The sequence below is a fragment of the Halorussus caseinilyticus genome, assembly GCF_029338395.1.
Taxonomy (GTDB): Archaea; Halobacteriota; Halobacteria; order Halobacteriales; family Haladaptataceae; genus Halorussus; species Halorussus caseinilyticus.
Genome location: NZ_CP119813.1, coordinates 26,178 through 51,443, shown reverse-complemented (window position 1 = coordinate 51,443; position 25,266 = coordinate 26,178). Strand labels below are relative to the sequence as shown.

Here is a 25,266-nt window from a genome sequence, read left to right as displayed (position 1 = left end):
GCTCCGCTACATGAAGCAGAAATAATTCAGCGTGCGATAGATATATGACCGATACTGCCGAACGGTTAGCAAACAAGAGGATAGTGATGGACTTGACTAACACCCCCGACGACGTTCGAGACCCGGACGAGGAACCACCAGATTTCACCGAATGGGATGCACCCGAAGAGGTCCTGAAAGGTGGTCCAACGCGAGAACGACTGCTCGGTGTCATCTTACAACTCCGTACACCAACCAAGGTCGCGGAAATCGCAGACAAAGCAGACTGCGATACCGAGACCGCGCGTGACTACCTCGAATGGTTCACTTCGATGGGGATGACGCGCGAGATTCCGGGGCGGCCGGTGAGATACGAGCGAAACGAGTCGTATCTACGGTGGCGTAGAATCGAACAGATTCGAGAACAGTACTCCGAGAGTGACATCGTCAAGGAACTCAAAGAGACGATGGCGCAGCTTGAGGAGTACCGGGCGCGATTCAATGCCGACAGTCCGGATGAGGTGTCGCTCGTGGACGATGCTGGAGAGTCGTCGGTCGAAGAAGTATGGGAAGCAGTGAGTGAATGGAAAACACTGGAGCGACGGGCAGAGCTGTTAGATACGGCGCGGCAGAACGGCCATCCGTCGAGTGGTGGTGCCAGAGTCGATGCCTGACGACCGGCCAGGTGACGACGAGGACGTCGCGGAGACTGTTGGTGGCATCGATACTGAGATTCTCGAACAGATCGGACAGCACCTCGAACGAAGTCAGCGGTTCTCAGAGGTCGTGTTCCAGCCAGACTATGCGCCCAGTTCCGTCGTGGCAGAGTACGATAGGGGGTACTTTCCGGCGGCTATCGACCGGGCGTATCTCCAGATTCGCTGGTACGAGACAGACGATTTCAGCGTCCACTACTCCGAGCAGTACACCGATGACGACCAGTGGGAGTGTCGGTGGGACCGCCATCCGAACAGCCACAACACTCGCTCGCACTTTCACCCACCGCCAGATGCAACGACGCCCGGTGACGATGCAGAGTACGCCAGCGACTGGCGGGATATACTCTCAAGCGTTCTTGAGGACTTAGACGACCGAATCGAAGCGTTCTGGGAGTGACTATCAAAAGTCGTCTTATCTTCTCGTGGGGTTCAGAACAGCTACTCAGTCAGTAGACCCGTGATCGAGTGACCGCGGTGAGTTTTCGTTCTCCCTGAGAGGTACGGGGGTACTTGTGCACGTCTTCCCTGCTCGGACTGTCCTGCTCGCACACCGCGTTGAGAACAATTTTTTCTGGTTCTCGTCGTGCGCTGCGTCCTCGGTTGCACGCTCCTCGGCGGTGGCGGCCTCCTCGGGGTCCAGGTCGTGCTGGTTGAGATAGTCGTCGGCCACGACCTTCTCGACGTAGGCTTTGAGGACGCCGCGCTCTTTTCGCTCCTGAGAAGAGGAGGTGACACTTGGTTCTCGGGGTCTTTCAGGCCGAACGAAAACCCCCCGTTAGACTGAACGGGGTGGCTTAGAGTGTACTTTTCTTTCGGCCGGACCGGATATTTTCAACGAGTTTGCTCAGGCGTCCATCGGCGGACAAATTCTCGAAGGCGGTCTCGGTGCTGACCTGTAGGTCGTAGGTGTTCGTCATGCCCTTGCCGTGCCCTCGCCCGGTTCGGTTTTTCTCCAAGAGGCCGGAGTGTTCGAGGTCGTTTAGCTTCTCTCGAAAGGTGTGGTCAATGTAGTTATCGGCGTCGATGGTCTCACAGTAGTCAGTGTACTTCTCGTAGAGATCACTTGTCTCGGCGGGCGTTTCGCCGTTCTCGGCGGCCTCGACCACAGTCAAGAGCGCCAGCTTCCGCTGGGTGGTCTCCGCGCGAATGCTTTGCCCAACTCGGTCGCGCTCGATTCCAGCCTTCGCCTTCCGGACGTGGGATTCGGTGACTACCTCGTCGTTTTCTTTCTTCGCCAACTCAACAGACCGGGAGAGAAGCCTGAGTCCCTGTCGAGCGTCGCCCGTGTCTTGGGCCGCAAACGCCGCGCAGAGCGGAATCACGTCGTCGCTGAGGACATCGCTCTCCAACGCGGCAAGCTTCTTCTTGTTGCCTTCGAACTTGGTGTCTTGGAGGGCTTTCACGGCGCGTCGGGCAAGGATGTTCTTGAGTTGGTTGGCGTCGTAAGGGTGGAAGGTGATTTCTCGCTTGCCGAGTGACGAGCGTACGTCTGCATCGAGACTATCGCGGAATTGGAGGTCGTTGGTGATGCCGATAACGCCGAGTTTGGTGTTGTCGAGATTCGCTCGCGGGAGTTCGTAGAGGATATAATCGTCTTCGCCGATAGCGTCGATCTCATCAAGGACAACGAGAATCGTCCCGCCGATTTCTTCCATCTCTTCGAAGGCCATTTCTACGAGTGTCTTCCGCTGGTGGCCAACGGGCTTGTCCACGCCAGGACCGAATCGAACTTCCCGGAGTTGTTTGACGAGGAGCGTAAGGACGTTGTAGGATTTGTCGGACCCTTTGCACTGGACGTTGGCCGTCGTGAGAGCCACATCGTTTCTGTCGGCCCACTCCTGCAATTGTTCAGTTTTGAGTTTGACGCCGTGAGTTTTGCCCTGTCCTGTGGGGCCGTAAATGAGTACGTCACGGGGTGTGCCACCGCGGGCGATTGGTTCGAGGGCGGAGTGGAGTTCGTCCAGTTCGTCTTCGCGTTCGGGGAGGTCTTTTGGACGATAGGTCTCGGTGTCTGGCTCTAAGGCGTCAATGTCGTCGTAGAGTTTGTCGGCCTCATCGAAGCTTCGCATGTCTTATCAGAAGCGTGAATAGCGAGGTACTTAGTACCCCCTGTTAGAGTGAGTAGAGTGAAGGGGGTTAGTTAGAGTGATTGAGTTATTACCGTACCATCTCGGTTCATCTACTGAGGGACGGGGGGCATTAGAGTGTAGATGGAAAATGACGGGGTCGCGTTCAGCAGAAATCAGTCTCGGGAGTAGAACCCGAAAATCGGTCGTTGGAGAGTTTTGGCGGTTCGTACTGTTGGGGGAAGGAGCGATACTTTCTCACAAACAACCGCTATCCACACATGTTATTATATATTTTACTATGTAGTATGGTAATGATGGTGTATTGTGGCAATAGAAGCAGTTAGAGACGGAAATAGAAAACACCTATTTTCTCATTAAGTACCTAGCTGTGCATCGGATTTCGTGGACTCCACGCCCTTCCACATCTACACTCTAACACCCCCCCGTCCCACTCTTGGCGAGAGCGAGAATCTCTGGATTGTCCCAGCAGACGTTCACTACTGAGTGCCCGAGCTAGCCAGGGAACGTGACGGAGTGACCGCGGTGAGTTTTTCGTTCTCCCTGAGGGGTGCATGAAGCCCGAGATACCGTGGAGCAACCAACGACTCGATATTCGAGTAGTGGCGGCTAAAACGAACCCCGAAATCGGAATTTGTAAACTAAAGCCGAAGACTCTTATATACTGTTTTAGTATCTCTTACCAGATGATGGGGGAAGCGCATCTTCGAGTCCTCGACGTATTGACCGAGGACCAATCGATTACAGCCCTTCACGAGCAAACGGGCTATAGCATGGGCCGCGTCCACGAAGTGGTCGAAGAGTTAGAGCAGAACGGCCTTGTCGTGACGAAACGCGGGAATCGCAATCGAAGAGTGGTTTCAGCCACCGAAACAGCCGTGTTTCGCGCCTACCGGCGACTCCAAAGCCAACACCCCCATATCGATTTTTCGGAGATTCTCTCTCGACGCACCCTCCATGTCTGCTGGTTTCTGGACCAACCCCGGAAAGTCAGCGAGATTGCAGACCGACTCCCGATAACACGCCAGCGGGTCTACCAACTCCTTGCACCACTGCAAGAGCGTGCAATGCTTACCAAAGACGGAACCCAGTACAAGATTGCAGACGACCTCACGGACCTCGTCGAATTTGCTCGGGCATTCGTCGACCACGAACACGCACACCGAGCGAGAGAAGACGCCCCAAGCGCAGTCGTTCTGTGGAGTACCCCCGCGGAAGCACTCGTGTCCGTCGAAGCGAAACAGGACCGAGAACAGCTCGTAGATACGGATAATTGGGCAGTATCAGGGCTTGCACGGTACGAAGAGTACGGCCTCACGTTCTTCGGCGCGAACCAACCGCCGGTCTTCTACTCCGAACTCGACACCAAGATTACTGTCGAACAACTTGTCTGTCACACCCTCGTCGCCAAGACCGACAGCCGGCGGACAAGCTACGCACTCCTCCTACTGACGACGACCGCATTTGACGAAGACCAATTACGCGCAACTGCAACGGAGTACGGCGTAACTGGACTCATCGAAGATATGCTTTCGTTCCTCCACGGTGACCCAACTAGCTCCGAGTATATTCCGAATACACGTGATTTTGAGGCTCTTAAACAGCAATACGAGGAGACATCATGAGTCCGTTTAGTGGCCGTGAGGCAATCACCGAATTCCTCCAAGACGTGGATGACCAGCTTGACCAGAGCGTCAAGGTCTATCTCGTCGGCGGAAGCGCGATGACCGCACACCAATTGAAAGATCAGACGAAAGATATTGACCTCGTGCTCGGCGTTTCCGCAGAATTCGAACTCGTTCGAGATGCTCTCCTCGATATGGGGTTTGTCGTTGAGAATGAGCCGACCGCAGAGTTCGAGGATATTGGACGGACATTAGAGTTGGCTGGTGAGACGGGTGTTCAGGTGGACTTGTTCGAGGAGCAGATCGTCGGGAAGCTTCGGCTCTCGACGGAGATGCGCGAACGCGCAGAGCAAATATATGGGGGAGAATCAGTTGCTGGCTTCACGCTCTCGAAAGAAGATATGTTCCTCCTGAAAGGCGTTGCAGGTCGTGGATACGATCCGGAGGATATGCTCGCGCTTGTGCGGTCTGGCCTGCAGTTTAGTGTCGTCGGAGAAGAGCTTGAGGCACAACTCCCAGTCAATACAGGGACCGTCGAGGCCCACCAATTGTACAGCTACTCTCATCCACTCATGACGTTTGAGCAGACAATCACGCGATTCGATGGGCTTCCCTCGGAGTTCACCGACCAAGTCGAAGCACTCGCAGACCGTGCCTTCACCGAGCGTACCGTCATCGAGCACCTCCAAACTGGCTCTCTCGAAATTGAGATTCTGTGCCGTAAAGTTACAGACAACGACGACTCCATTGACCGGCCAGAAACTGTCCGGAAGGCAGTCACCAATTTAGCTGAAAAGGGAGTTGTCGAGCGAGATGGCTCGGACGTCTCGCTAGCCGAGGAGATTTCACTTCCCTGAATTACAGGCCAGAAGCGACCGCGGTGAGTTTTTCACCCCCTGAGGGGTGCGGGGGTCTCGAAGTAGTCCCTCGAATCGAATCATGAGTGGAACAATCGACTCCCAATCACTCGAACAGACACGGCCAAACCAGAAACAGGATATCGTCTACGTCGGCTACCGGCGGCGCGGACGCGCTGTTGTGGAAAGACAACCCGGACAAGAGGTGACGCCAGAGCTAAGTCTCGAACTGGCGAACCACAGTCCATCGGGCTTCGGTTGGGGATACGGTGGGAGTGGCCCGGCGCAACTCGCGCTTGCGCTCCTGCTGGACTATACCGGCGACGAGGACATCGCACTAGCCCACTACACCGCGTTCAAAAACCGGGTCGTGAGCCAGTTAGACTGCTCTCATCCTGAAGGGTACTGGCGGCTCACCGGCACCGACATCGAAAACGCCCTCCGTGAACTGTCCGACGACGTGGTCGCACCGTCCAACTGAACACCAAGCAATACAGCTACACTATGTCAGAACACAACTCGTCTTCTCGTGCAACGACCGAATCGAAAGCGACCAATGACGAATCGTCACTGACAGAGTACGTCGAGCGAAGCGATGTCGGTGTCTCGCTCACGCTGAAACTCAAGCGAGGGACTGGTACGCGGGATGAAGACCAGATCAAGGCAAAGGTCAAAGCGAAAACGCTCGACGACGCTCGAGAAGATATGGACGTACTTCGAGCGTACATTCGTGATCTCGCCGAGGAGGCCCGCCAGATTCAACCCACAAAAGACGAGTAGCGACTCACAATTCTATAGGAAAAATAGGCCGATTACCTCGGGTCCAACTCCAAGAAGTCCCCATGACCTGCTACGAAGGGAATTAATCACTCAATCAGCAGTTGTAAATGTGAGAGAGATACTAGTAGCAATAGAAGATACGAGGTGATTAGAGAACCTCGAATGTCGGATATCCAGAGGCAGGCTTTGTTTCCTTCACTATGACCTCCTTGAGGTACTGACCGGGGGATGTCGGACAGGAAGAGAGGTTTTGGTAGACGAACCGATCATACTCGAAGGTATTGGTCGTTTCGAGGTGGAGAGTATGGTAGTCACTTGCACTACTTTGGTTAACGCGGAACGAAACCCCGTACGAGTCCGATTTCGGATCGGTCTTGAAATCGTCGTACGTGGGACTGTACGCCAGGTTCCAGTAGTAGTACTGCCCGGTACTGTTGTTGTTGTATCCCTTATTCATGTGGCTCGTCGACGTCTCTGGCTGAACCTTGTAGGACAGAGATGCACCCATACTGAGGAATGGAACCGGGGAGAGGTCAATGCCAGTCGTAATCGTAGCATCAATGTTAGTCTCTGTCCCGTCTTCGAGATCGTTATCAGTCGGGTCAGGGAGGTCTAACCAGACTTCTTCGCCGGAGTCCCACGTCGCATCAACATGGAACTCGGTAGCCTTCGGGCGGCAGGGATCAATAGCGTATCCATCGGACGGAACAGCGCCGTTCTTCGGTTCATTCGAGAAGTAACTCTGGAAGTTCCAGCGGTTGCCTGCGTCGCCGACTTGATTGTATTCCTGTCCCGACTCTGTTCCTGGGTCGTGGTCGGCCTCAACGACCATCTGGTACTGATAGTCTTGGACGAGATCGTCTCGATGATTGCAGTCGCTTGGCGTGTTATAGTAGTCGTTGAAGTCAGTAGTGTCAGATACGCCGTCTTCACTTAGTGCTCCGACATCGCCCATCGAGGATTGCGTCGTAATTGTGTCACTCGAGACTGTCTGAGACGACGGTTTTTGGGAGTAGGCCGAAACCTCATCTGCGGTGAGATTCTCGGAGTATACCGGAATCCCGTGACTCATCCCACGTTTGTTTTCGAGAGCCTCGCGATCGATACGGAGATGACTGCCGTCGGCTTCTCCCGCCTGTGTTTTCCACGAAGGAAGTAGCGAAAATGCTAGTTTCCCGTGAACAGGTGTCGGTCGAGTGAGGAACCCGTAGATTGTGCCGTGACGGAGCGACAAATCAATCTGCAACGGTGCATCGTCAGCTTGGTATTTGCCTCCGCGAATCTCTTTGAATTCGAACGCATTTTGTTCTTCACTTGCCTCCGTCGGTCGATCATAATCGACACGAATCTTGTAGTCGCCGATGGAAAGCGTTCCCTTCAGTTGTGGACCATACTGCTTGATAGTAGCCGATGCACCACCGACGACTTCGTGGCTTCGTGCGTCGTAGGTGTACCCCGTGAACTTCTTCGTGGTCGTTTTGCCAAGGACAGTACTCGGCAATGCCGAAAGCCCGGCAATTGCTCCGGTACTTTGGAGGACCCTTCGTCGTGACGTGCCAGCTTTTGGTTTTTTGTTTTCTTCCATCGCAACCAACCATTTTCACATTAGATATTTAATGTTTTCTAATCTACATTTATATAATCAGCTATATGTAATAGTTATATATTTGTTATTTCTATCAGAAGCAAATAATATGATTAGTTGCAATTGAGACTACAAAAGAATTAGAAAAAGGCTTCTTGCTACCTAAGAATTATCTTTCTATGCCACCCTCGTATTCCCGACGATCGCTGGTCTGTACAATGGGGACAGCACTTAGTATGGGAATGGCTGGTTGTGCTTCGTCCCCTGAGACAGGTCGTGTCACCGTCACAATAGTAAACCTGACCAACTCCACCCAGTCAGTTCAGGTTAGTATAACCAATAATGACGACACGGTTTGGAAACAGACTGCAAATCTCCCACAGAAACAACCCGAGAACCCAAGTAAAATTGAAACACAGTATGCGCTAACTGGTATTGAAGAGGGTTCCAGCTTCAACGTAAACGTCAAAATCAACAAACAAGAAGAGGTAACAACTGCTCCACTAGTCATTGACGACACAGCTTCTGACCCCGTAGAAAGCGTTGTCGTCCGAATCACCGGAGATAATCGAATCGAGATAGCGACCTCACGCACGTAATCCAATACACGATAGTCTGAATGCGATAGGAGTTGCTACCGATGCTGTCGAAACTGTTTGTGAAGACTATAGTCTCGCCCCAGGGATCAACAATCACGACGAAGAGTCGTCTTCGCTTGTAGCTTCACGAATTTGCAGTTCGACCATCTGTCCCGGTGGGAGGTCAGTTTCGTCCAAGACTTGCAGGAACGTCTGCCCATCCCCACTCAATACTTGTGCCGTCACCGTCTCAGTCGCGACCTTGGCGTCGAGCTTCGACTCGATAGCGTCCAACCGAGTCAACACCGTCGATTCGAACGAGTCCGTCTCAGGGTCCGGCGAACTCGCCGCCGCTGGGTCGTCGCGTACGTCTTGAGTCGTTTCTGGGTGTAATTCTTGATTTTTAGTCGAAGCAGACGGGCCACTAGTTCGACCATCGTGGTCAGTCTCAATCGATTGAGTAGAGAATTGGTCTCGAAATTCGTCAACGGCCACACCTTCCGCCGCTACATCGACCGGTGTTCGCTCGGGAGTTGGAAAGCTCTCTCGGGTGGCAACGGGTTTGTCGCTGAGCGCCTGCCATTGTTGCATCCGAATTTTTTGGACGACCCGGTCTGTGAGCCAGCCCGGAGCAACCCATTCTCCCGCCTCGTAGAGAGTATGCTCGTGGTCGTCGTTGGTGCCCCACGTGAAACATTCGTCGTAGCGCTTCTGGAACCGATTCAACTCCCCACCCGTCGCATGCTTGATGACGACGTGCTGTGGCGCTAACTCCGCGACGGTCTCGTCAAGCGTCTCGGGCGTCGGATGGTTGATGACCTCGAATGCGTGGGTCGTACACGACCCGCTAGAAGCAGGCTCAGCCCCGCCCGTCGTAAGTTGGACGAACACCGCAGAGGGGTCGTCCTCGATAGCCCCGAACAATCGCTTGGCATTGCCTCGGACAGGCTCGTCAGGACCACAAATCGTGATTGCACCCGAGTCCAGTACCTCCGACGGCTCAGAGAAAACCCACTGTGATTCGACGTTCGGCGTATCGAAGTCAAGGTCGTCCCAGAGTTTCGCGGTTTGACCGACGAGCCGAATCGGAAGTGTCCGGTCAAGTTCGTTGACTAAGTGGCCGAGGAGCGTCGCGTAGTGAACGCCCGTCAGTGCGCTCGTAGCGACGACGACAGGCGATCCAGCGAACCCGCGTTCGAGAATCGTTCGCAATGAATCGTTGAGGTGAGGCGTGGACTCGTCGGTCGTCGCAACGTTCAGCAGGACGGCATCGATATCGACCGGCAAGGCCGTCTCCAGTCCAGGAAACCCCGCGCAGGGCCGAGTCGTGAAGCCACCCGTTGCGAGGAGATACTGCATTTCGTCGTCGAATGTCGAGTTAGCGCTCGCCTCGTCGTGGAACCGAATGACGAATCCAACAGCACCGGGCGTGTGCCCGACAGGAATTGGACGAACTTCGAGGTTCGGCAGGATAGCGGTCCAGTCCTCGATTGGTTCGAGCGCGTTGAGTGCGTCCGAGACAGTCCCGAGGTCGTTGTGTTTCTGGGCTTCGGGGAGTGCGCGCTCGACAATCGTCGCTGTTGCGGGGGCCGTATAAATTGGCGCGTTGTGGCGAACGTTATCGCCAAGTGTCCGATAGTGGTCGATATGGCCGTGTGTGAGCAGTATCGCGTTGAGGTACTCGTCGTCAGCGAGGAGGGCGTCTAAATCAACGCCGTCTCCGGCATCGATGAGGATGCACGCAGTCGTCCCGTCGTTCGTGTGAAATCGCAAGAGGGTCGACTCATTGCCAGCGTAGACATTCGCGTTCTGGTACGAGACATCCATCTATTTACAAGTATGGTAGGACCACCCGTACTTGAAAACCCGACAAAGAGTTCCTCCACTACGAGAATACTCTGTTTCGTCCTCCGAAATAGAGACTCACCATTGAAACTCGCCGAGGTCGCGCAGAAGTAAATCTGATTGAGACCGTCGATTACGATGTGTTTTTCAACCCCCGAAAGGGTGCGGGGACAGCATTCCCTGCCCGAAAAACATGGCAACACTCCAAGCAGCAACAACGTCGAACGGTGTCACTATCACAGATGCACAGGCAGTTCAAGGACTCTGCGAATCATACTGTTTCGGAACGCTCGACTGGGAGGTTGACGACAACGACCGATTCTCGATTTGGGGCTACGACGCATTCGAGGTCTACGGACGTCGAGAAAACGGCTTGCCCGACTATGAAGCAGGACAGCGGACCCACGAATTCCTTCGAGCACTCGCAGCGTACGTCGAGGTGGGCGACGAACTCGATATTCAGACAGTCGGGTTCACCAAGTGTCGGTTCCCGGTGCTTGCCGTTCGATACGTCGTCCGGCATGGCGACGTCCTGCGAGCAGACCTTCGGACTCTTGAGCCAATTGAGGATCGAACGGTGTGACGCGTCTTACCGGAAGAAACGTGTCACTGAACCGGTCCCAGAGAGTATCAGCGGAGGGATTTCGTAGGTGACCCAAAAACTGATTCAACTTCGGCGGCAATGTCGTCGACAAGGATGTCGCGCCACGTTCAGCTTGCTGACGACCTCTACGAGCGCATCAAAGCAAATAGACAGGAGGGAGAGTCGTTTAGTGATACCATCGAGCGCCTCATCGACAACCGTTCGCTCCGTGACCTTCAGGATGTCTTCGACAATGAGCAGGTGGGTGAGATGCGGGACGCGATCAAGATACCAGAGGAAGAGGATACTGCCGAGGTCCGTGAACTCGGCAAGCGCTTCGACTAATCGGCAGCACAACTATATTATGCGGGACGATGAACACGTATGTATGGTGCATACAGACGACTCCGCGGTCGAACGCGTCAAGCTCGACCGACTGCGGTCGTATCTCGACCAACAGCGAGTCGTCTTTGCGATTCTCTTCGGTTCGCACGCACGCGGAACTGCTGGACCAGACTCAGACGTGGACATCGCACTCCGTTTCCCGGAGACGTTGGACGCTCGGGAACGATTCCGACTGCGAAACCAAATCGATCCGGACCTCCAGCAGTATGCCGAGGAGTTTGTGGACGTAAGCGATATCGAGCAACTCCCGACTGCCGTCGCACACGCCGCTCTCCAAGACGGTCTCCTGCTAACTGGCGACGAACAGGCCGTCGAGACATACTACGAGCAAATCGAGAAAGAGTACGAATCAACGGTCGACGAGCGGAAACGCCAACAGCGTGAATTCATCGACCGATTAGCAAGCGGAGACGTATAAATGGTTAACGAAGACGTGTTCGTTATCAAAATCCTACTATACTTGCTGCCTCAAGCAGACCATAGTGTGCCTCCACACTACCTTTTTAACGATAGAGTTCCCTCTACTGACCATGAGTAGTGACCGTATCGACGCCGAGAGCAAGGTCTCGGGCAACCAAGCAAACATCCCTGCCCGAATCCGGCGAGAACTCGGAATTGACGACGGTGACCAGCTACGCTGGCACATCGAAAAAGATGGCAGTATCCGCGTCCACGTCATTCAGCAACGGACAGGCACATTTAGTGACTTCGAGGGCTACGATGGAGACACAGAAACAGACGTAACTACCGACCACGACGCCTGGGGCGTCGACATCGAATAAATGCCTCGGGCCTTACTCGACACGTCGGTCCTCTTCGCAGCGACCTATCGACGAGATAACGCACACGATACTGCGCTTCCCATCCTCCGTGGCGTTGACGACGGGTCATTGCCGGAGGCAGTCATTCTCGATTACGTTCTGGCAGAGACGATGAACGGGCTCACCACCCACGCCGGACACGATGCGGCCGTCGATCTTCTTGACCGAATCGAAGAGAATGCCCGCTTCCATGTCGAGTCGCTAACTACCGATGCCTTTGCGACGGGAAAAGCACTATTCAGACAGCACAGAACGCTCTCGCTCGTCGATGCGTGTATCGTCGCCTACATGCAAACAGAAGGGCTAGGGTATCTCTACGCATTCGATGATGACTTCGATGCGGCTGACGATGTCTACCGACTCGATACCGCCACAAACCCCTACGAGCCGGAATAAATCCCTCACAATCAAGCCACAAGTCACTCGCCTCGTTCATCTGTAGACAAGCCGCTTCGATAGACGAGTTAGAGCCGGTTGGTAAGTTTTTCTGCCCCTGAAGGGTACGGGGCACTCGACTTCTCAGTGCCTCACGACCACAATGACGACACCACTTGCAAGACTCAAGACGACGAATCGAGTCCGGAAACGAGCCCAGTACGAAGCCTTCGAGTTCGAACTCCGAGATGACGATATCTGTGTGCGGAACGGGAGCTACGCCGACCCGGAGAATCACGAGTACACCGTCCGCATCGAGGACGACCTGCCGACCGCGTGTACGTGCCCTGCAGACGCAAAATACAGCGGGGCATGTAAACACCGCGTCGCGGTCGCGCTCCGTCAACCCATTCTCGACGCCGTCCGCCACCATCAACTCCTCGCCGACGGTGGCGAGACTGTCCAGCCCCCGAACCACCCTCACGACCACGAGGAGAACTCCGAAGAACAAGCAGAGACAGACGAACCGGACTGTGACTGTGCGGACCTCTCCAGCGATTTTCCGTGCTGGAAGTGCTACCGGACCGGACGACGTGACCTCCCCGAATAGCATACCTCACGTTGAGACGACCGCTCCGTTCTGCCACGTTGTATCGAAGTACAATAACAAGCAACCGATTCCGAACTCTATGACTTCCCCCGAAAACACCAACGACGACGCTTCGCTCGCACGACTAACCATCGCAGTTACGAACACTAACCTTCCAGAGGACGAAGCCGAACAGCAGGCACTCTGCGAGTCACTCGAAACGGCCGCCGGCAGCGTCCTCAACGAGACGCTCGGTGACACCACTGCAGACATCAAGGCGATACTCGGGCATACGTACACCTCGGTCAGTCCCATCTGTCCAGCCTGCGATAGCGCGCTCACACTCGACGGCATCCATCTTAGCAAAGATGCAGATGCGTACGCGGTCGCTCGATGTTCAGCCGACTGTGGCTGGACCGGTGACGGTGTGTTCAAACTCGTCGATCTCGATAGAAGCGTCGGCGATCACTACGAAAGCGAGGTCCTCACTGGAGGGATTCGGCCGGAGCGCCAGCAGTACACCGACCGCGACTGCTAGTCCGGTCGCGCTCTTTCATCCGCACCTCGAAACACGTCTCATGTAGTCTTCCGGGGTAGAGTCCCAAAAAATCGCTCTCGGTTGTTTTTCGTCGCCTCCGACAGGAGCGGAGGCGACAACAAGTGAGCAATGTCAGAGACGGCGAATCGAATGGACTCTCACCAGAACAACGACTTGAGCCGCGAAACATCCGGCTCATCGACCCAAGCATTGCGACGATAGACGACATGGACACGCTCCGTGCCTGTGTCGCCTACGAGAACACCCACCAGAATCGTATCCAGATTCTTCGACGACTCAAGCGACGTGCAGAAGAAATTCGCTTAGAGCAAGCGTAACACCCCGTCCCTCGGAGAGTGTTTTTTCGAGCCTCAAACAGGTGGAGGCTCAAAGGACATGAGTAATCGACCTGAGATCAAGATTCAGCACCAGACCGCGTTTGGAGACGATGGCCGACTCGAAATCGTCGAAGAAAGCGTCGAGACATCTCTCGAAGATTTCGGCGCAGAGATCGACCACCGCGAGCGCGATTCCCGATTAGATCGGCCGGAAGCAGACCAGTTCGGCGTTGATGACCGCCCCGAAGTAGCGCGCTCGGCCGAGAGCGACCAGTCAACCCTGTTTGCCGATACTGCCGACGACCAACGGACGCTCACAGGTGAGGAGGCAGCCACTCGGTGTCTTTTTGAGGATTAACCAACAGTAGAGAAGGAACTACTGGTGTTGTTGGTTAATACTGGCGTCTGCGACTGGTTTTTCTGCCCCAAGGGGTGCGGGGCAATCACTCCCGTGTCTTCGAGGTGATTCGAGATGGCTCTCTCAGCACGTCCGACCAGCAGCATCGCAACCGAAATTACAGCCGCCCGGCAAGCCGATCACATAGCGTTCCTTCACCGCATTCCCTTCGCGCTTGATGCATTCCGACTCGGCTTTCTCACTGGCTTTCGCGAAGACTGTACCTACCAACAGCACCAGTACACAGACTTGGAACTACCAGTCGGGATGCTCGACAATGACTTCCGTAATCCCGACCTCGATCGATACGTCGAGCGTTTTTTCGAGTACGAACCGCAAGTCGGTGTGATCGGTGACGCCTACGACGTCAACGAGGTCAAGGAATACGTTACTGCCGCACGCGAAATCCAAGGAAGCTACCCGGATGCGGACCTCGTGATCGTTCCAAAGTGCCGTGCCGCGATTCGCACAGTCCCCGATGATCTCGTCGTCGGGTACTCCCGGGGCTACGCTGATCGACTTGCCCACGAATTCTCTGACCCCGTGGACTGGCGTGGCCGTCGCGTCCATATTCTCGGTGGGCCCGCCCAAGCAACTCGGCGTAATCGACCAGCTTACTCGCCCGACGCTAACGGGCGACCCACCGGCCGATATCGTCGGCCTCGACTGGAACGGTGTCCATCGCGGGGCGCAGTTCGGCGAATTCTGGACGCCCGAGGGATGGGACGACAGCGGTCGCAACGCCGATCATGTAACGGTTCGCAAGACGGTGCGCCACGGCCTCGCCCGGATTCGTGAGTTCTGGCAGACGCAGGGCATCTGGCCCGAGTCGACACCTCAAGAGGACGAGCCCAAAATCGCGTATCAGGGTCCGTCACCGGGCGATATCGAGAGTGCGGCGTGTACCGAGTGCGGCGCAAACGTGTGGACGACCGAGCGCGGTCCCTACGTCGCAGAGTACGACACGGGGGACATCTGTGGCTACTGCAGCTACGACTGCTACTTCACCCACCGGCACCGGAATCACCTCGAAGAACTTGCTGGCGAGCAAAGCGTCTACCTCCCGCCGGCCTGACGCCACGAGTGTTTTTTGCGCCCCGAGGGGTGCGGCGCGTCCTACTTCGACGCAGTCGCCGTGAACGCAATTTACTGAAAATCATGACTACGACCAGTGACTCGTCGGTCTCGTTCGAGGAGACCGACGCCCGACGCGACGAAATGCACAGTACCATCGAAGCGTGGATCGACGACCTCGTCGACCACGTCGACGATGTACAAGCAAGTGAGGAGTTCCAGGAGTGGTTAGACGTCCAGAGTCGTTTCCACGACTATTCCCACCGAAACACGCTTCTCATCCAACTCCAGTATCCCGAAGCGACGAAGGTCGCAGGCTACAACACGTGGCGGAATGAGTTCGACCGGCATGTTCAGGAAGGCGAACAGGCCATCTGGATCTGGGCCCCAATCATCACGAAGCAGTGTCCTGAGTGCGAGAATTCGCCCAGCTATCACGAACAAAGCGACTGTGAGTACGACGAGAAATCGCCGGAAGAGTGGTCGAAAGGGCTTGTCGGCTTCAAGCCAACCGCGGTCTTCGATGTGTCTCAGACCGAAGGTGAACCGCTTCCCGAACTGGAGACCGAGGCGACTGGCGATGCTGACGACCTCGTGCCTGCACTCAAGAATGCAGCCGCTGATATCGGCGTGACAGTTCGTATCGTCAATGCTGACGAGTGGGAGCATGGCGACGCAACGGGCGTCTGCAAATATCGGAATCAACGTGACCTCCAACCAGTCGTCAAGGCGAAAGCCCGCTCGAATCACGCCGATCTCGCGGTCACGCTGATTCACGAGTACGCCCATGCACTCCTCCACTCAGACATCACCGACGAGACCGAGCGGGCGAAACGCGAGGTCGAAGCGGAGGCCGTCGCGTATATCGTTGGCCGGTATTGCGGGCCGACACGAGTGGGTCGGCGTTCTACCTCGCTGCATGGCAGGGCGAGGATCCAGCGTCGATCCAAAATCGGCTTGGCCGGATTAGCAACACGGCAAAAGAAATTATTGAGGTGACTGATGCGTTGACCGGAGAAGCAGACGAGACTTAATCTGCTCAAGTATCTGCTTTCTCAACTTGCTCTCGGGCGACTCGGAGTCCAGTTGCGCGAACTCGTCAAGCCCATTGAGCGAGGCGTAGTTGGGGATGTCAATCTTCAGTTGAGCAGAGAGTTTCCATTTCGGCGACAAATGTGTGAGTTCGCGAAAGAAGTGCATCAACATCCTCGTCAAGGGTCCCATAGCCATAGTCAGCCTGCTGGCGGAGTTCCCCGAGGTCGTTCAGAAAGCGGCCGTCTTCGCGCGATGCATCTCCTTCACTGACGATCTCGGACCCAAACAAAGAGAGAACACCGCCATGTGTGCTAGGATCATACCCTCGGTCGTATAAGGCGGCCTGTGCGGCATGAAAGCACGCATAGTACAGCCGGTTAATTATGACCGCGTCGGAGAGCCCTGCGTCCCGTGCTCCGTCAGCATCAGAAAGCGCTTGGTGGGCCTGTCGGAGTTGATCCTCAACCGCAGCATCACTGGGAGCTTCCTCATCAGGCATAGGATCGACCCTCGCTGAGAACATTGTGAACAAACGGGTTCCCTTCGTTCCGGTGGCGCTCGAACGTAGTCTCGTCAAAAATGTGGAGTTCGACAAGCGGCCCGTGTTCGAGCATCACGTCGTAGGCGATGTCACGGAGAGAATCAGCGATAGCGTCTCGGTCTGGTGCATCCGGGAGGACGACCAGGATATCGACGTCGCTCGACCGACCCCTTGCTTCGCCACGGACAGTCGACCCGAAAACGTACAGCTCGACGAGGTCATCACCGTGCTGAGACCGTGCGCGCTCGACAAAGGCTGTGGCTGCCTCGCGGTGTGAGCCAGCAGGAAGCGCCTCGGCCGCGGCCTCACTACTCATATCTAGGGGTACGTACTCGCGCCGCATTATATTTCCCCCGTTTGGGTGGTGTTGGTTGCGGTGTCGACTACCAATTCGAGGCACTGTCGGTGGAGATGATGGGCGAGTTCGTGCGCGAATTCGTGAAGTTGCTTGAAGTCCCCGTTGAAGTGGTAGCACCCGTCGTCCGTGCCGACGAGTCCACGGTCCTGTAACCGTTTGAGAACGCGATTGACGGTGTTGCGGTAGTTGTCGCTTTGCGCGGCAATCTCGGCGACGGTTCGTGGCTGGTCCAGGTAATAGAGTACCTCGAGTGCCTTGTGCGTCAGCAACTCGGTAAACTCGATGTGGAGTGCTGGCGCACGAGATCTTGGTAGAGTTCGACCGCCCGAGCAGCCGAAGGAATGACCCTTTTTCGGGGCCATTGCGCTGCGTGTAGACTAAGCCTTTCTCGGCGAGGTCCGCGACGGCACGAGAGAGATAACTCTTGCTGTGGTCGAGATCCGTCGCAAGATCGGAGATCGTGTCGCCGCGTTCGACGGTGGCGAGGACCTCCAGTTCGATGCTCTGCAACACGGTGTAACATAATACGAAACTAGTATATGAAATGGTTTCGAGTAATGTTACAGCTGCCAGGGGTTGGCGGTCCCGAAACAGTCTTAACCAACAAAACTACGGTAGTAGCGGCCTATGTTGGTTAACACAGAGTGAGCCACCATGTCCTACAAGCCACCGACACCCCCAGCTGAACTCCCCGCCAACATCGTCGACATCCTCAATGACTCCTCGCCCGAGGCCCTTCGTCACGTCGCAAGTTATGCCGAGGAACTCGCTGAATACCGTGAGCGTGAAGAGCGTCTTGCCGAGAAAGAGGAAGAAGATAAAATCGAAGAACGGCCGGACGACCTCCCAGATGACGTCCCATCGAAGGCGACAATCACGATCAAGGAGATTAACGGCAATCGCTACTACTACTGGCAGTGGCGGGACGGGGACAAAATCCGCTCACAGTACAAAGGTCCCGTCAATCCGGACGGGTGAATTTCTAATAGATTATACGTGAAGTGAATCTCCGGACATCGTCTAAGGTAACACACTCGTGCGAGATGATAAATCCGGTTAGTGTGTTACACCCCTCGTTTCCGACGTTTCCACACCCCCGATTTCCGTCGCATATTTTGGACCCCAGATTTCCGACGTTCCCTTGCACCCCTCGTTTCTGTCGTATCTTCCTACCCCCCTCGTTTCCGACGTTTCCACACCCCTGATTTCCGTCGTCTCATTCCACCCCTCGTTTCCGCCGTGCGTTCTCGTACAAGAGAAAGACTACTCGGCCGCCCAATCCTGCATCCGAGTGTCCTCAAGGATTGTTTCACGAACAACCTGTGGGTCTTCGATAAGGCGATTCTGCAGATGGATACCGCCTGCACTTCCCTTGTTGATCTTCTCAATCTCGACGACGCCAAGAAACGCCTGTTCCTTCACGATATCCCGGAAGCGTCGGACCGAGAGCGTATCCACATCGAGATGTGTACAAATCTGTTCGTACTGGTCGTACACACGGCTTGTGAGAAACGCATCGTCGGCAGAATTGATGGTGAGTTCAGTCAGTGCGAGGAGGGCGGCCTTCGCCTGTGTGGGTGCACCGTTCACAAGTTCCCGGAAGCGGTCTTTCTCCGCATGTTGCTGGGCTTGCCGAACGTGTTCTTCCCGGACTTTCTCCGCGTCATCTTCGTAAGCAACCTCGCCAGCGTGACGGAGGATATCAATTGCTCGTCGAGCATCACCATGCTCTTGGGCGGCAAACGCAGCAGCGAGCGGAATCACATCCTCGGAGAGGACACCGTCTTGGAAGGCATCCTGCCGGTTGAGCATGATTTCTCGGAGCTGGTTCGCATCATACGGTTTGAAGAACAACTCCTTGTGTTGGAAGCTACTTTTCACTCGCTCATTCAGGTTGTTCACGTACTGGATTTTGTTACTAATTGCGAGGACGCCGATGCTACAATCGATTTTCCCGGCTTCCTCAGCTCGCGAGAGCTTCATCAGAACACTATCGTCATCCATCAAGTCGACCTCATCGAGAATGATGATAGCCGAGTCAAACTGTGTGTCGAGTGTTTTCCAGAGAAGCTTGTAGTATTTCGACGTGCTGAGCCCGGTATGGGGAACGCTGATGTCCGTGACAGACTCGTCGTTTAGTTTCGCGGCGAGCGAGAGACGGCCTGAGTTTCGGTGTCGTCTTCCGCACAGTCAATGTATGCTACGCCGATGTCGACATCCTCTCCCGTTGCGTTTTGAGCGCGTTCACAGACGTGCCTTGAGACGAGTGACTTTCCAGTCCCAGTTTTCCCGTAGATCATCACGTTCTCAGGTGAGTATCCGTGAACTGCACCATTCAGGCGCTTCGCTAGTTTAGAAATTTCTTCATCGCGACCGACAATCCGGTCGGCTTCTGGAACGTGGCCGGTTTTCAGGAGGTCTTTGTTTGAGAAGATTCGATGCCCGGAGTCAAAGAGCGGGTCGTTGACGGAATCAGACGAGGAGTCGGGCGTCATTTACTACAAGACGTTGTGAGCGGAAACCGCATAAAACTAGTGGACTCCCCCACCCCACGTTTCCGACGTTTTTTCCGTCGAATTCTCTAGATAGACGGCTAAAGACGCAGGAATAAGATAGAAGATACGAGAACCAGGTTTCCGACGTAGGTGAGAAATATGGATGACTGCGGTGAGGCGAAGAGAGAAATGAAACGGGAAGCCGCTAACCCACCCACCCACCCAACGTTTCCGTCGTAATCTACAAACACGGAGGGGCAGTCAAAACGAGGTGCCGGCTACGAAGAATCACCACGAAGACTCCTCTTCTGCGGGATACTAACGGGAAAGATAAGGCAATGAAACCGTCGTTTCGCTCGGTAGGACGAAGTTTACTTCGTCCTATTTTAAAACGAAGTTAGCTTAATGGGCTATATGCAATAGAGCTATTTTAATTTGTCTATTCTTACGGTCGTCAGCTGAAGCCAGCACAGCCACTGGTTTAGACTTCTCAACAATATCGGAACGCTGTTGCGAACTCTACGAATCGTACGAACTTCAAGAGCTTTGAGAATTGCTGGTCCATCGTTTGAACAATCCCTACCGGTCTTTCCTCGATACGACGGAAACGTGGGGTGGGGGGGTACACCCCGACCCAAATACCCAAGATACGAGTTGATGTATTAATACTATCCTCCTGTAAGCTAACCAGTCTAGCTGGCGAGTGGTCGTTTCTCTTGTACTACGCTTCGTCGTCTTCGATATCGATACCGCGGTCTTGGAGAATAACTTTGGCGAGTTCTTCGGGATTATTTTTCGCCACCTGTATCGCGGCGTCCTGAATCTCACGACCAGTCTCGTTCCGGACGCCGTGTTCACGGAGTAAGGGCTTCGCCTCAAAGTCGACTGCGTCCTCAAACTCAGTCACTATCTCGTCACGGACATACCAGCTCTCTCGGAGGTCATCAGAAAACGGAAACGCTGGCTCTACGCGGGGGTCCGTCTCTTCTTCTTCCGTCTTGTCGTCCGCTTTTTTCTCATCTTGCCGACTATCGTCTTGCTCGGACGTTCCGTCCGCGTCTGCAATCGCATCCGTCTCGTCCGGTTCAGTTTCGTCGTCGGTGGCTGATTCACCGAGGTCGAAGCCGGTCATTGCTAGATTCCCCCCTGCTCGATGATCTCCGCCAGTGCCTCGAAGTGCTGAATCTGGGTACACTCGGGGTCGTAGGCAGTCACAGGCTTGCGCTCCTCGTAGGCATCACCGAATGCGGCGGAGTGCCGAATCGGTATCTTCGGCGGATCCATCTCGTCTGCATCGATTGCGGCCCATTCATCTGCGGTGACTCGCGCGAACGGCGGAATGTGATTGTCGAGAACCTCCGCAACGTCCACGCCCTCGGGGAGCGTGCCAGTATCAGGGTCGACTCCGTCACGGCCAGCGAGCAGGTAGGCAGCGAACTGCTCTTGGGTGTTCATCGCTTCGAGGAGTCGGCGGTCTTTCGTCTGCTGGTCGATACGCGCCCGAAGGTCGTTGGGCACGACCGCCAGAATCTCGAAGTCGATGTGCTGGCGGATCTCACCAACTAGCTTCGTTGCAGTCTCCCGCATTCCATTCAGGGCCTCGGGGACGGGCTTCAACGGCAGGATGGCGTTCGGCGCTGCGACGACCGCATTGTTCACCAGCTTGTTCCGACTCCCCGGGATGTCGAACAGGATATACTCATATTCGTCACCGAGGAGTGGGTCGACGAGATCCTGCTTGAGTCGCATGTCGCTCGCCATCACACTATCGCGGGAGAGGTCCTCGGTCACTGTTTCGAGATTCACGCTTGGGATGAAGTCAAACCCGTAGCCGGGTTGCTTGATGATGTCTTCGGGACTGGCATCCTCAAGGAGGACATCGCCAAGGTCGAGGGCGTCCTCGTCTTCGCGCGTGTAGTACCCGAGGCCGGTCGAAAGGTGTCCGGCCGGGTCGAGGTCGGCGACGAGTACGTCGTGGCCTCGCACGTCACCGAGGACGCCGCCGAGGGTGTTTGCGAAGATGCTCTTTCCGAAGCCGCCTTTGAGCATCGGGAGGCAGACTGCGCGTGGTTCGTGTCCGGGGGAGGATTTCGTTTCTGACATCGTGTCTCACCAGAGCGAACTGTACGAACTCTACGAACTGTACGAGTTCTACGATTCGAACAGTCCGTAGAGTTCGTGGGAGTTGTGGAGTTCGCTGTCGGTCAACTCAACTCAATCCGTGATAATAAAAGTTCGTGAGAAGCTTACGAACTCTACGAATCGCACGGATTTTAAGAACTGTAGGATTCATACGAACTCTACGAATTTTACGAACTTTAGAATTCGCACGGGCTTCACATGAGTTTCTAGGCGGAAGCCAACGACTTTAGTCGTGGGAGGAGGCCGCCAACTGTCGACAAACCGAATGACGTCGGTGCGCTGACTCTTGAACAGTATAATAAGTTAGACGTTACCGGTAACGTCTCGCAATGGCATGTCGTCAGTGTTCAACTCGAGATCAACCTGCCAAGATGATAACGCATATGTGACCGATGTGTCCCTCTCTTACCAATGCCCTCCACCCGCCGAACATTCCTCGCAGCATGTACGAGCACTCTCACTACGCTCACAGGCTGTCTCTCGTTCGATAACCCAAGCGCACGCGGCCACTGGCCGCGTCGAACAGTCGATAACGCCCATACAGGATTCGCCTCGACTGACGGCCCGACAGCATCGCTTCACGCAGAATGGCAACAGTCACGGGAGAGCCGAGGCGTTGTGACGGTCTCACCTGTCGTTAGCAATGGAATCCTCTATTTCGGGTACTCTCGTGAGGCGACAAGCGACGAACAGGGTGGAGTGTGGCTAGAAGCGCTCGACGCCGCAACCGGCGAATCGCTCTGGACGACGGAACTCTGGCGAAGTGACGAGTTCCACTACTTCTATCTCTCTGATTCGCTCGTCCTCAACGACAACCAGCTGTTCGTCCAGACGAAACCTGGATTGAAAGCGATCGGGACAGACGGCAATGAGCAATGGACGTTCGATAATCTCTATGAAGGGCAACAGACACCCGATACTATCCCACCGATTGTGACGGACGACATTGTCGTGACGGGAACGTACAGTACGTCCGTTGAGGAGACGGAGCAACCAGAAACAGTATTCGGACTTGACCCAGACGATGGTACTGAACGGTGGCGAGTCACATTCCCCGACTCCGCCGGAATGTGGCAGTTAGCGGCGGCGGACGGTACCGTTTACGTCCCGATGGTCGACTCCGAGCGTCTCATCGCCCTTGACATCCTGAATGGTGAGGAGCGATGGCGATGGGAAGCGCCGGTCGCCGGAACACCAACAATCGTTGACGACACGCTCTTAGTGCCCCTTCGTGAGCACGATAACCAGCAGTCTATCGCTGCGGTCGATCTGCCGACGAAAACGGTTCGCTGGCGGAAATCCGTCGGTGTTCGATGAGGAGACGCGGGCCTAGCAGTCGCCGATAATTTGGTGTATCACGTGGCCGAGTTCGGTGTCGAAGCACGCCGCGTCGAGACGGGCGAACGTGTCTGGCGGTTCGGCGGCCGTACTGAAGGACAGCCTGAGATCGATCTCGTTTCGACGCCCGTCGTTGCGAGTGACTCTGTCTACGTTCCGGGTTGGATTCAGCGCGACACTATGTACGGCCACTTATTCGTCCTCGACGCACAGGCGGGAACAGAACAGACGCGCGTCGAATTAGGGCGGAATCAGGAAATGGGGCGGAGTACCCCAGCGGTAACGTCTGATCTCGTATTCGCAGCGACAGATGCTGGCGATTTGTATGCATTTGGTGAGTGTGGAACGTCCATACTGGACTCCTGCCTCATCGATTAGATCACCTCGGTTCTCGAATTCGGCGAATCCAGCAGAAAGTAGCCGTCGCTGTATTATCGAACAGTATACTATCCCAAAATGGTTCACCATGTCTTGAGAGAACAGCTCCTCCCTTCCTGTTGCCTCGTGGCAATAGGTTTAGGTAGGTAGCCCACGAACGAGTAGTCATGAGTCAGGATCGCGAGCGGAACGACCACGGCCAATATGTCGGGACAATCTCTCTCGAGGATGTCCTCGAAGCCATCCGCCAAACCGACAGCCCCGTCGCCACCGCGAAAGAACTCGGCGAACTCCTTGACTGTAGTTCTGAAGCCGCCCGCCAGAAACTGATCACGCTCCACGAACAAGGCCGAGTCGAACGCCGCACCGTCGGCGCAAACGCCGTCGTCTGGTGGCTCACCGACACCGAAGACACCACAGCCGAAATCAATCCAGACGACCCGTTCTGGGATGCCGAGGCGCACGCCGGTGATGAGGACGAACCCGTCGGCGAGGACGATATCGATGATATCCTCTACGGTGAGGTTGAGTCGTAATGGTACAGGGTGCAACCCCGTTGTTCATCGATACAGGCGCGTTCTTCGCGTGGGCCTACGAACAGGCCGAACGTCACGACCGCGCTCGGGATGTGTTCGATGCGATTGCCGCTGGCGATCTTCCATACCGTCCGCTCTACACGAGCCGGTCAGTTCTCTCAGAGCTCACGACGTTGATACTGCGGAAGGTCGGGCACGCTGAAGCCGTGGAAACACTTGAGACCATCCGAGGGTCCGAGAGCTTCAACATCCTCCCCGTGGACAAACCTGCATTCAATGCCGCCTGTGATGAGTTCGCCCAGTACGACGACCACCAAATCTCGTTCGTCGACCACACCAGTAGTGTCCTTGCTGGAAGCCGTGATATCAACCATATCTTCGCGTTCGATAGTGACTTTCGGACACTCGGATTCACACTCGTCCCCGAGGACGCCGGACGGCTATGACTGATGAGTTTCTGCCCAGCGAGTAGTGTCTATTCGTAGGCCGACTGATGAGGCCGGAACTAGAGAACTCATCTTCAGTATATCGAGTGTAGCGGAGTTAACCAACATACGGGCTGAAGTAGGGGTGGCTGTTGGTTAAGACCACCAAATACTGGGTGGCAGAAGCGATGATGATGCCGATGGCAAGCTAAAACTGCGCAGTGGTCTGTGCGAAATCCCCGGAAGGAAGCGTGTTGGAATCACATTAGTTAGATTTACGACCACATTGGTGGTTTCTGGATGGCATTATCCACGATTTCGAACAAGCAGGGCCCGTCGAATACGAAGGTGGATACTGGCAGTACCGGGGCGAGATTTTCGACCAAGTCTGTGACTATCTCGACTTGCTCGGTTACGAGTGGAGTCACGATGAAGGGGAGAGAGGCGAGTTCTCCGATAAAATCAGGCTCACACCCGGGCGCGAAACTGGTGGCGCGTTCAGACACCTGATGGAGATTCGGCCGAAGGTCAATCGGAAGCGACTGGCATTCACGGGACATCGACGAATCGGTGGCCAAACCGAGGTGACGGCTGTCGAGCCGGAGGATAGGAAACAAGTATACTTTGTCGATACGACGGAGGGAACGGTCATCACGGAAGGACTACTGTCTGTGTTATCGTAGTATGAGAGCCTCATACGAGATGCTAAGTTCCTCTCCGTCGCTAGCTAATGAAGACTTCACCGACTAGTTCAGCAAACGCTAATTCCAAAACAGACGTGCCATCGTTAAGGATTGAAATTTCAGACAGAAAGTGGGGATTCAATCGAGCGTCCTTACCGAT

27 protein-coding genes and 4 pseudogenes are annotated in these 25,266 nt (G+C 55.1%); 22 read left to right on the top strand and 9 right to left on the bottom strand.

All coding sequences use genetic code 11. The features are described 5' to 3' along the window. Positions 1-86: 86 nt before the first annotated feature. Both P2T60_RS21270 and P2T60_RS21265 read left to right on the top strand, forming a co-directional pair. The gene (locus P2T60_RS21270; protein ID WP_276282943.1) at positions 87-653 is read left to right on the top strand and encodes a DUF7342 family protein; all 567 of its coding nucleotides are present in this window, start codon (positions 87-89) and stop codon (positions 651-653) included. Continuing rightward, complete coding sequence (locus P2T60_RS21265; RefSeq protein ID WP_276282927.1) at positions 646-1,095, top strand: toxin-antitoxin system TumE family protein; 450 nt, start codon at positions 646-648, stop codon at positions 1,093-1,095. The genes P2T60_RS21270 and P2T60_RS21265 overlap by 8 nt, the downstream gene beginning before the upstream one ends. Positions 1,096-1,492: 397 nt before the next feature. Here P2T60_RS21265 and P2T60_RS21260 read toward each other — a convergent pair whose 3' ends face one another. Continuing rightward, complete coding sequence (locus tag P2T60_RS21260) at positions 1,493-2,767, bottom strand: Cdc6/Cdc18 family protein (RefSeq protein WP_276282926.1); 1,275 nt, start codon at positions 2,765-2,767, stop codon at positions 1,493-1,495. 704 nt (positions 2,768-3,471) lie between these two features. On the opposite strand from P2T60_RS21260, the gene P2T60_RS21255 reads away from it, so the two are divergent. The 4 genes from P2T60_RS21255 to P2T60_RS21240 all read left to right on the top strand — a co-directional run bounded on the left by P2T60_RS21255 (position 3,472) and on the right by P2T60_RS21240 (position 6,047). Next, positions 3,472-4,410: a MarR family winged helix-turn-helix transcriptional regulator gene (locus P2T60_RS21255; protein ID WP_276282924.1), complete on the top strand. Its 939-nt coding sequence runs from the start codon at positions 3,472-3,474 to the stop codon at positions 4,408-4,410. Continuing rightward, positions 4,407-5,267 carry a hypothetical protein gene (locus tag P2T60_RS21250; protein WP_276282923.1) on the top strand — a complete coding sequence of 287 codons (861 nt, stop codon included), beginning with the start codon at positions 4,407-4,409 and terminating at the stop codon, positions 5,265-5,267. The genes P2T60_RS21255 and P2T60_RS21250 overlap by 4 nt, the downstream gene beginning before the upstream one ends. Before the next feature lie 82 nt (positions 5,268-5,349). Then, positions 5,350-5,748, top strand: coding sequence for a DUF6166 domain-containing protein (locus P2T60_RS21245; protein WP_276282922.1), 399 nt, complete (start codon positions 5,350-5,352; stop codon positions 5,746-5,748). Between the two features lie 23 nt (positions 5,749-5,771). Next, a complete protein-coding gene (locus P2T60_RS21240; RefSeq protein WP_276282921.1) occupies positions 5,772-6,047 on the top strand; it encodes a DUF7389 domain-containing protein in 276 nt (91 codons plus the stop codon). Between the two features lie 148 nt (positions 6,048-6,195). Here P2T60_RS21240 and P2T60_RS21235 read toward each other — a convergent pair whose 3' ends face one another. Further along, positions 6,196-7,632, bottom strand: a complete 1,437-nt coding sequence (locus P2T60_RS21235; RefSeq protein WP_276282920.1) for a hypothetical protein — start codon at positions 7,630-7,632, stop codon at positions 6,196-6,198. 218 nt (positions 7,633-7,850) lie between these two features. On the opposite strand from P2T60_RS21235, the gene P2T60_RS21230 reads away from it, so the two are divergent. After that, positions 7,851-8,231, top strand: a complete 381-nt coding sequence (locus tag P2T60_RS21230) for a hypothetical protein (RefSeq protein ID WP_276282919.1) — start codon at positions 7,851-7,853, stop codon at positions 8,229-8,231. Between the two features lie 93 nt (positions 8,232-8,324). Here the strand turns inward: P2T60_RS21230 and P2T60_RS21225 are convergent, their stop codons facing one another. Continuing rightward, the gene (locus P2T60_RS21225; RefSeq protein ID WP_276282918.1) at positions 8,325-10,037 is read right to left on the bottom strand and encodes an MBL fold metallo-hydrolase; all 1,713 of its coding nucleotides are present in this window, start codon (positions 10,035-10,037) and stop codon (positions 8,325-8,327) included. A gap of 211 nt (positions 10,038-10,248) precedes the next feature. On the opposite strand from P2T60_RS21225, the gene P2T60_RS21220 reads away from it, so the two are divergent. From P2T60_RS21220 to P2T60_RS21170, 11 genes and pseudogenes are all read left to right on the top strand, one after another. After that, positions 10,249-10,638 carry a hypothetical protein gene (locus P2T60_RS21220; RefSeq protein WP_276282895.1) on the top strand — a complete coding sequence of 130 codons (390 nt, stop codon included), beginning with the start codon at positions 10,249-10,251 and terminating at the stop codon, positions 10,636-10,638. Positions 10,639-10,752: 114 nt separating this feature from the next. Next, a complete protein-coding gene (locus tag P2T60_RS21215; protein WP_276282894.1) occupies positions 10,753-10,983 on the top strand; it encodes a DUF7557 family protein in 231 nt (76 codons plus the stop codon). Positions 10,984-11,002: 19 nt separating this feature from the next. Continuing rightward, a complete protein-coding gene (gene mntA, locus P2T60_RS21210; protein ID WP_276282893.1) occupies positions 11,003-11,461 on the top strand; it encodes a type VII toxin-antitoxin system MntA family adenylyltransferase antitoxin in 459 nt (152 codons plus the stop codon). 112 nt (positions 11,462-11,573) lie between these two features. Next, entirely contained in the window at positions 11,574-11,825 is a 252-nt protein-coding gene (locus P2T60_RS21205) for an AbrB/MazE/SpoVT family DNA-binding domain-containing protein (RefSeq protein ID WP_135823822.1), read from the top strand. Next, the gene (locus P2T60_RS21200) at positions 11,826-12,260 is read left to right on the top strand and encodes a PIN domain-containing protein (protein WP_276282917.1); all 435 of its coding nucleotides are present in this window, start codon (positions 11,826-11,828) and stop codon (positions 12,258-12,260) included. 241 nt (positions 12,261-12,501) lie between these two features. Next, positions 12,502-12,849, top strand: a complete 348-nt coding sequence (locus P2T60_RS21195) for an SWIM zinc finger family protein (protein WP_337250866.1) — start codon at positions 12,502-12,504, stop codon at positions 12,847-12,849. Between the two features lie 79 nt (positions 12,850-12,928). After that, on the top strand, positions 12,929-13,366 hold the full coding sequence (locus P2T60_RS21190) for a hypothetical protein (protein WP_276282915.1): 438 nt from the start codon (positions 12,929-12,931) through the stop codon (positions 13,364-13,366). 122 nt (positions 13,367-13,488) lie between these two features. Beyond that, a complete protein-coding gene (locus tag P2T60_RS21185; protein ID WP_276282892.1) occupies positions 13,489-13,704 on the top strand; it encodes a DUF8129 domain-containing protein in 216 nt (71 codons plus the stop codon). Between the two features lie 58 nt (positions 13,705-13,762). Then, positions 13,763-14,062: a hypothetical protein gene (locus P2T60_RS21180; RefSeq protein WP_276282914.1), complete on the top strand. Its 300-nt coding sequence runs from the start codon at positions 13,763-13,765 to the stop codon at positions 14,060-14,062. A gap of 114 nt (positions 14,063-14,176) precedes the next feature. Next, positions 14,177-15,176 (top strand): annotated as a pseudogene (locus tag P2T60_RS21175) (DUF6610 family protein). An 83-nt stretch (positions 15,177-15,259) separates the two neighbouring features. Beyond that, positions 15,260-16,209, top strand: a pseudogene (locus P2T60_RS21170) (ArdC-like ssDNA-binding domain-containing protein). Between the two features lie 98 nt (positions 16,210-16,307). On the opposite strand, the gene P2T60_RS21165 reads toward P2T60_RS21170, so the two are convergent. The 3 genes and pseudogenes from P2T60_RS21165 to P2T60_RS21155 form a co-directional block, all read right to left on the bottom strand. Next, positions 16,308-16,709 carry a HEPN domain-containing protein gene (locus P2T60_RS21165; protein ID WP_276282889.1) on the bottom strand — a complete coding sequence of 134 codons (402 nt, stop codon included), beginning with the start codon at positions 16,707-16,709 and terminating at the stop codon, positions 16,308-16,310. Continuing rightward, positions 16,702-17,067, bottom strand: a complete 366-nt coding sequence (locus P2T60_RS21160) for a nucleotidyltransferase domain-containing protein (protein ID WP_276282888.1) — start codon at positions 17,065-17,067, stop codon at positions 16,702-16,704. Before P2T60_RS21160 ends, P2T60_RS21165 begins: the two co-directional genes overlap by 8 nt. Positions 17,068-17,120: 53 nt before the next feature. Beyond that, positions 17,121-17,622: pseudogene (locus P2T60_RS21155) on the bottom strand (helix-turn-helix transcriptional regulator); the annotation flags it as partial. A gap of 141 nt (positions 17,623-17,763) precedes the next feature. On the opposite strand from P2T60_RS21155, the gene P2T60_RS21150 reads away from it, so the two are divergent. Continuing rightward, entirely contained in the window at positions 17,764-18,087 is a 324-nt protein-coding gene (locus P2T60_RS21150) for a DUF6788 family protein (protein WP_276282887.1), read from the top strand. A 285-nt stretch (positions 18,088-18,372) separates the two neighbouring features. Here the strand turns inward: P2T60_RS21150 and P2T60_RS21145 are convergent. From P2T60_RS21145 to P2T60_RS21135, 3 genes and pseudogenes are all read right to left on the bottom strand, one after another. Beyond that, positions 18,373-19,604 (bottom strand): annotated as a pseudogene (locus P2T60_RS21145) (orc1/cdc6 family replication initiation protein). A gap of 721 nt (positions 19,605-20,325) precedes the next feature. Next, positions 20,326-20,736 (bottom strand): DUF7970 domain-containing protein, encoded by a 411-nt coding sequence (locus P2T60_RS21140; RefSeq protein ID WP_276282913.1) that lies wholly within the window; start codon positions 20,734-20,736, stop codon positions 20,326-20,328. A 2-nt stretch (positions 20,737-20,738) separates the two neighbouring features. Further along, the gene (locus P2T60_RS21135) at positions 20,739-21,653 is read right to left on the bottom strand and encodes a ParA family protein (RefSeq protein WP_276282883.1); all 915 of its coding nucleotides are present in this window, start codon (positions 21,651-21,653) and stop codon (positions 20,739-20,741) included. Positions 21,654-22,364: 711 nt separating this feature from the next. On the opposite strand from P2T60_RS21135, the gene P2T60_RS21130 reads away from it, so the two are divergent. The 3 genes from P2T60_RS21130 to P2T60_RS21115 all read left to right on the top strand — a co-directional run bounded on the left by P2T60_RS21130 (position 22,365) and on the right by P2T60_RS21115 (position 24,444). Beyond that, on the top strand, positions 22,365-23,063 hold the full coding sequence (locus P2T60_RS21130; protein WP_276282882.1) for an outer membrane protein assembly factor BamB family protein: 699 nt from the start codon (positions 22,365-22,367) through the stop codon (positions 23,061-23,063). Between the two features lie 566 nt (positions 23,064-23,629). After that, complete coding sequence (locus tag P2T60_RS21120; protein ID WP_135807403.1) at positions 23,630-23,998, top strand: helix-turn-helix domain-containing protein; 369 nt, start codon at positions 23,630-23,632, stop codon at positions 23,996-23,998. Beyond that, positions 23,998-24,444 carry a type II toxin-antitoxin system VapC family toxin gene (locus tag P2T60_RS21115; protein ID WP_276282881.1) on the top strand — a complete coding sequence of 149 codons (447 nt, stop codon included), beginning with the start codon at positions 23,998-24,000 and terminating at the stop codon, positions 24,442-24,444. The genes P2T60_RS21120 and P2T60_RS21115 overlap by 1 nt, the downstream gene beginning before the upstream one ends. Positions 24,445-25,266: the final 822 nt, after the last annotated feature.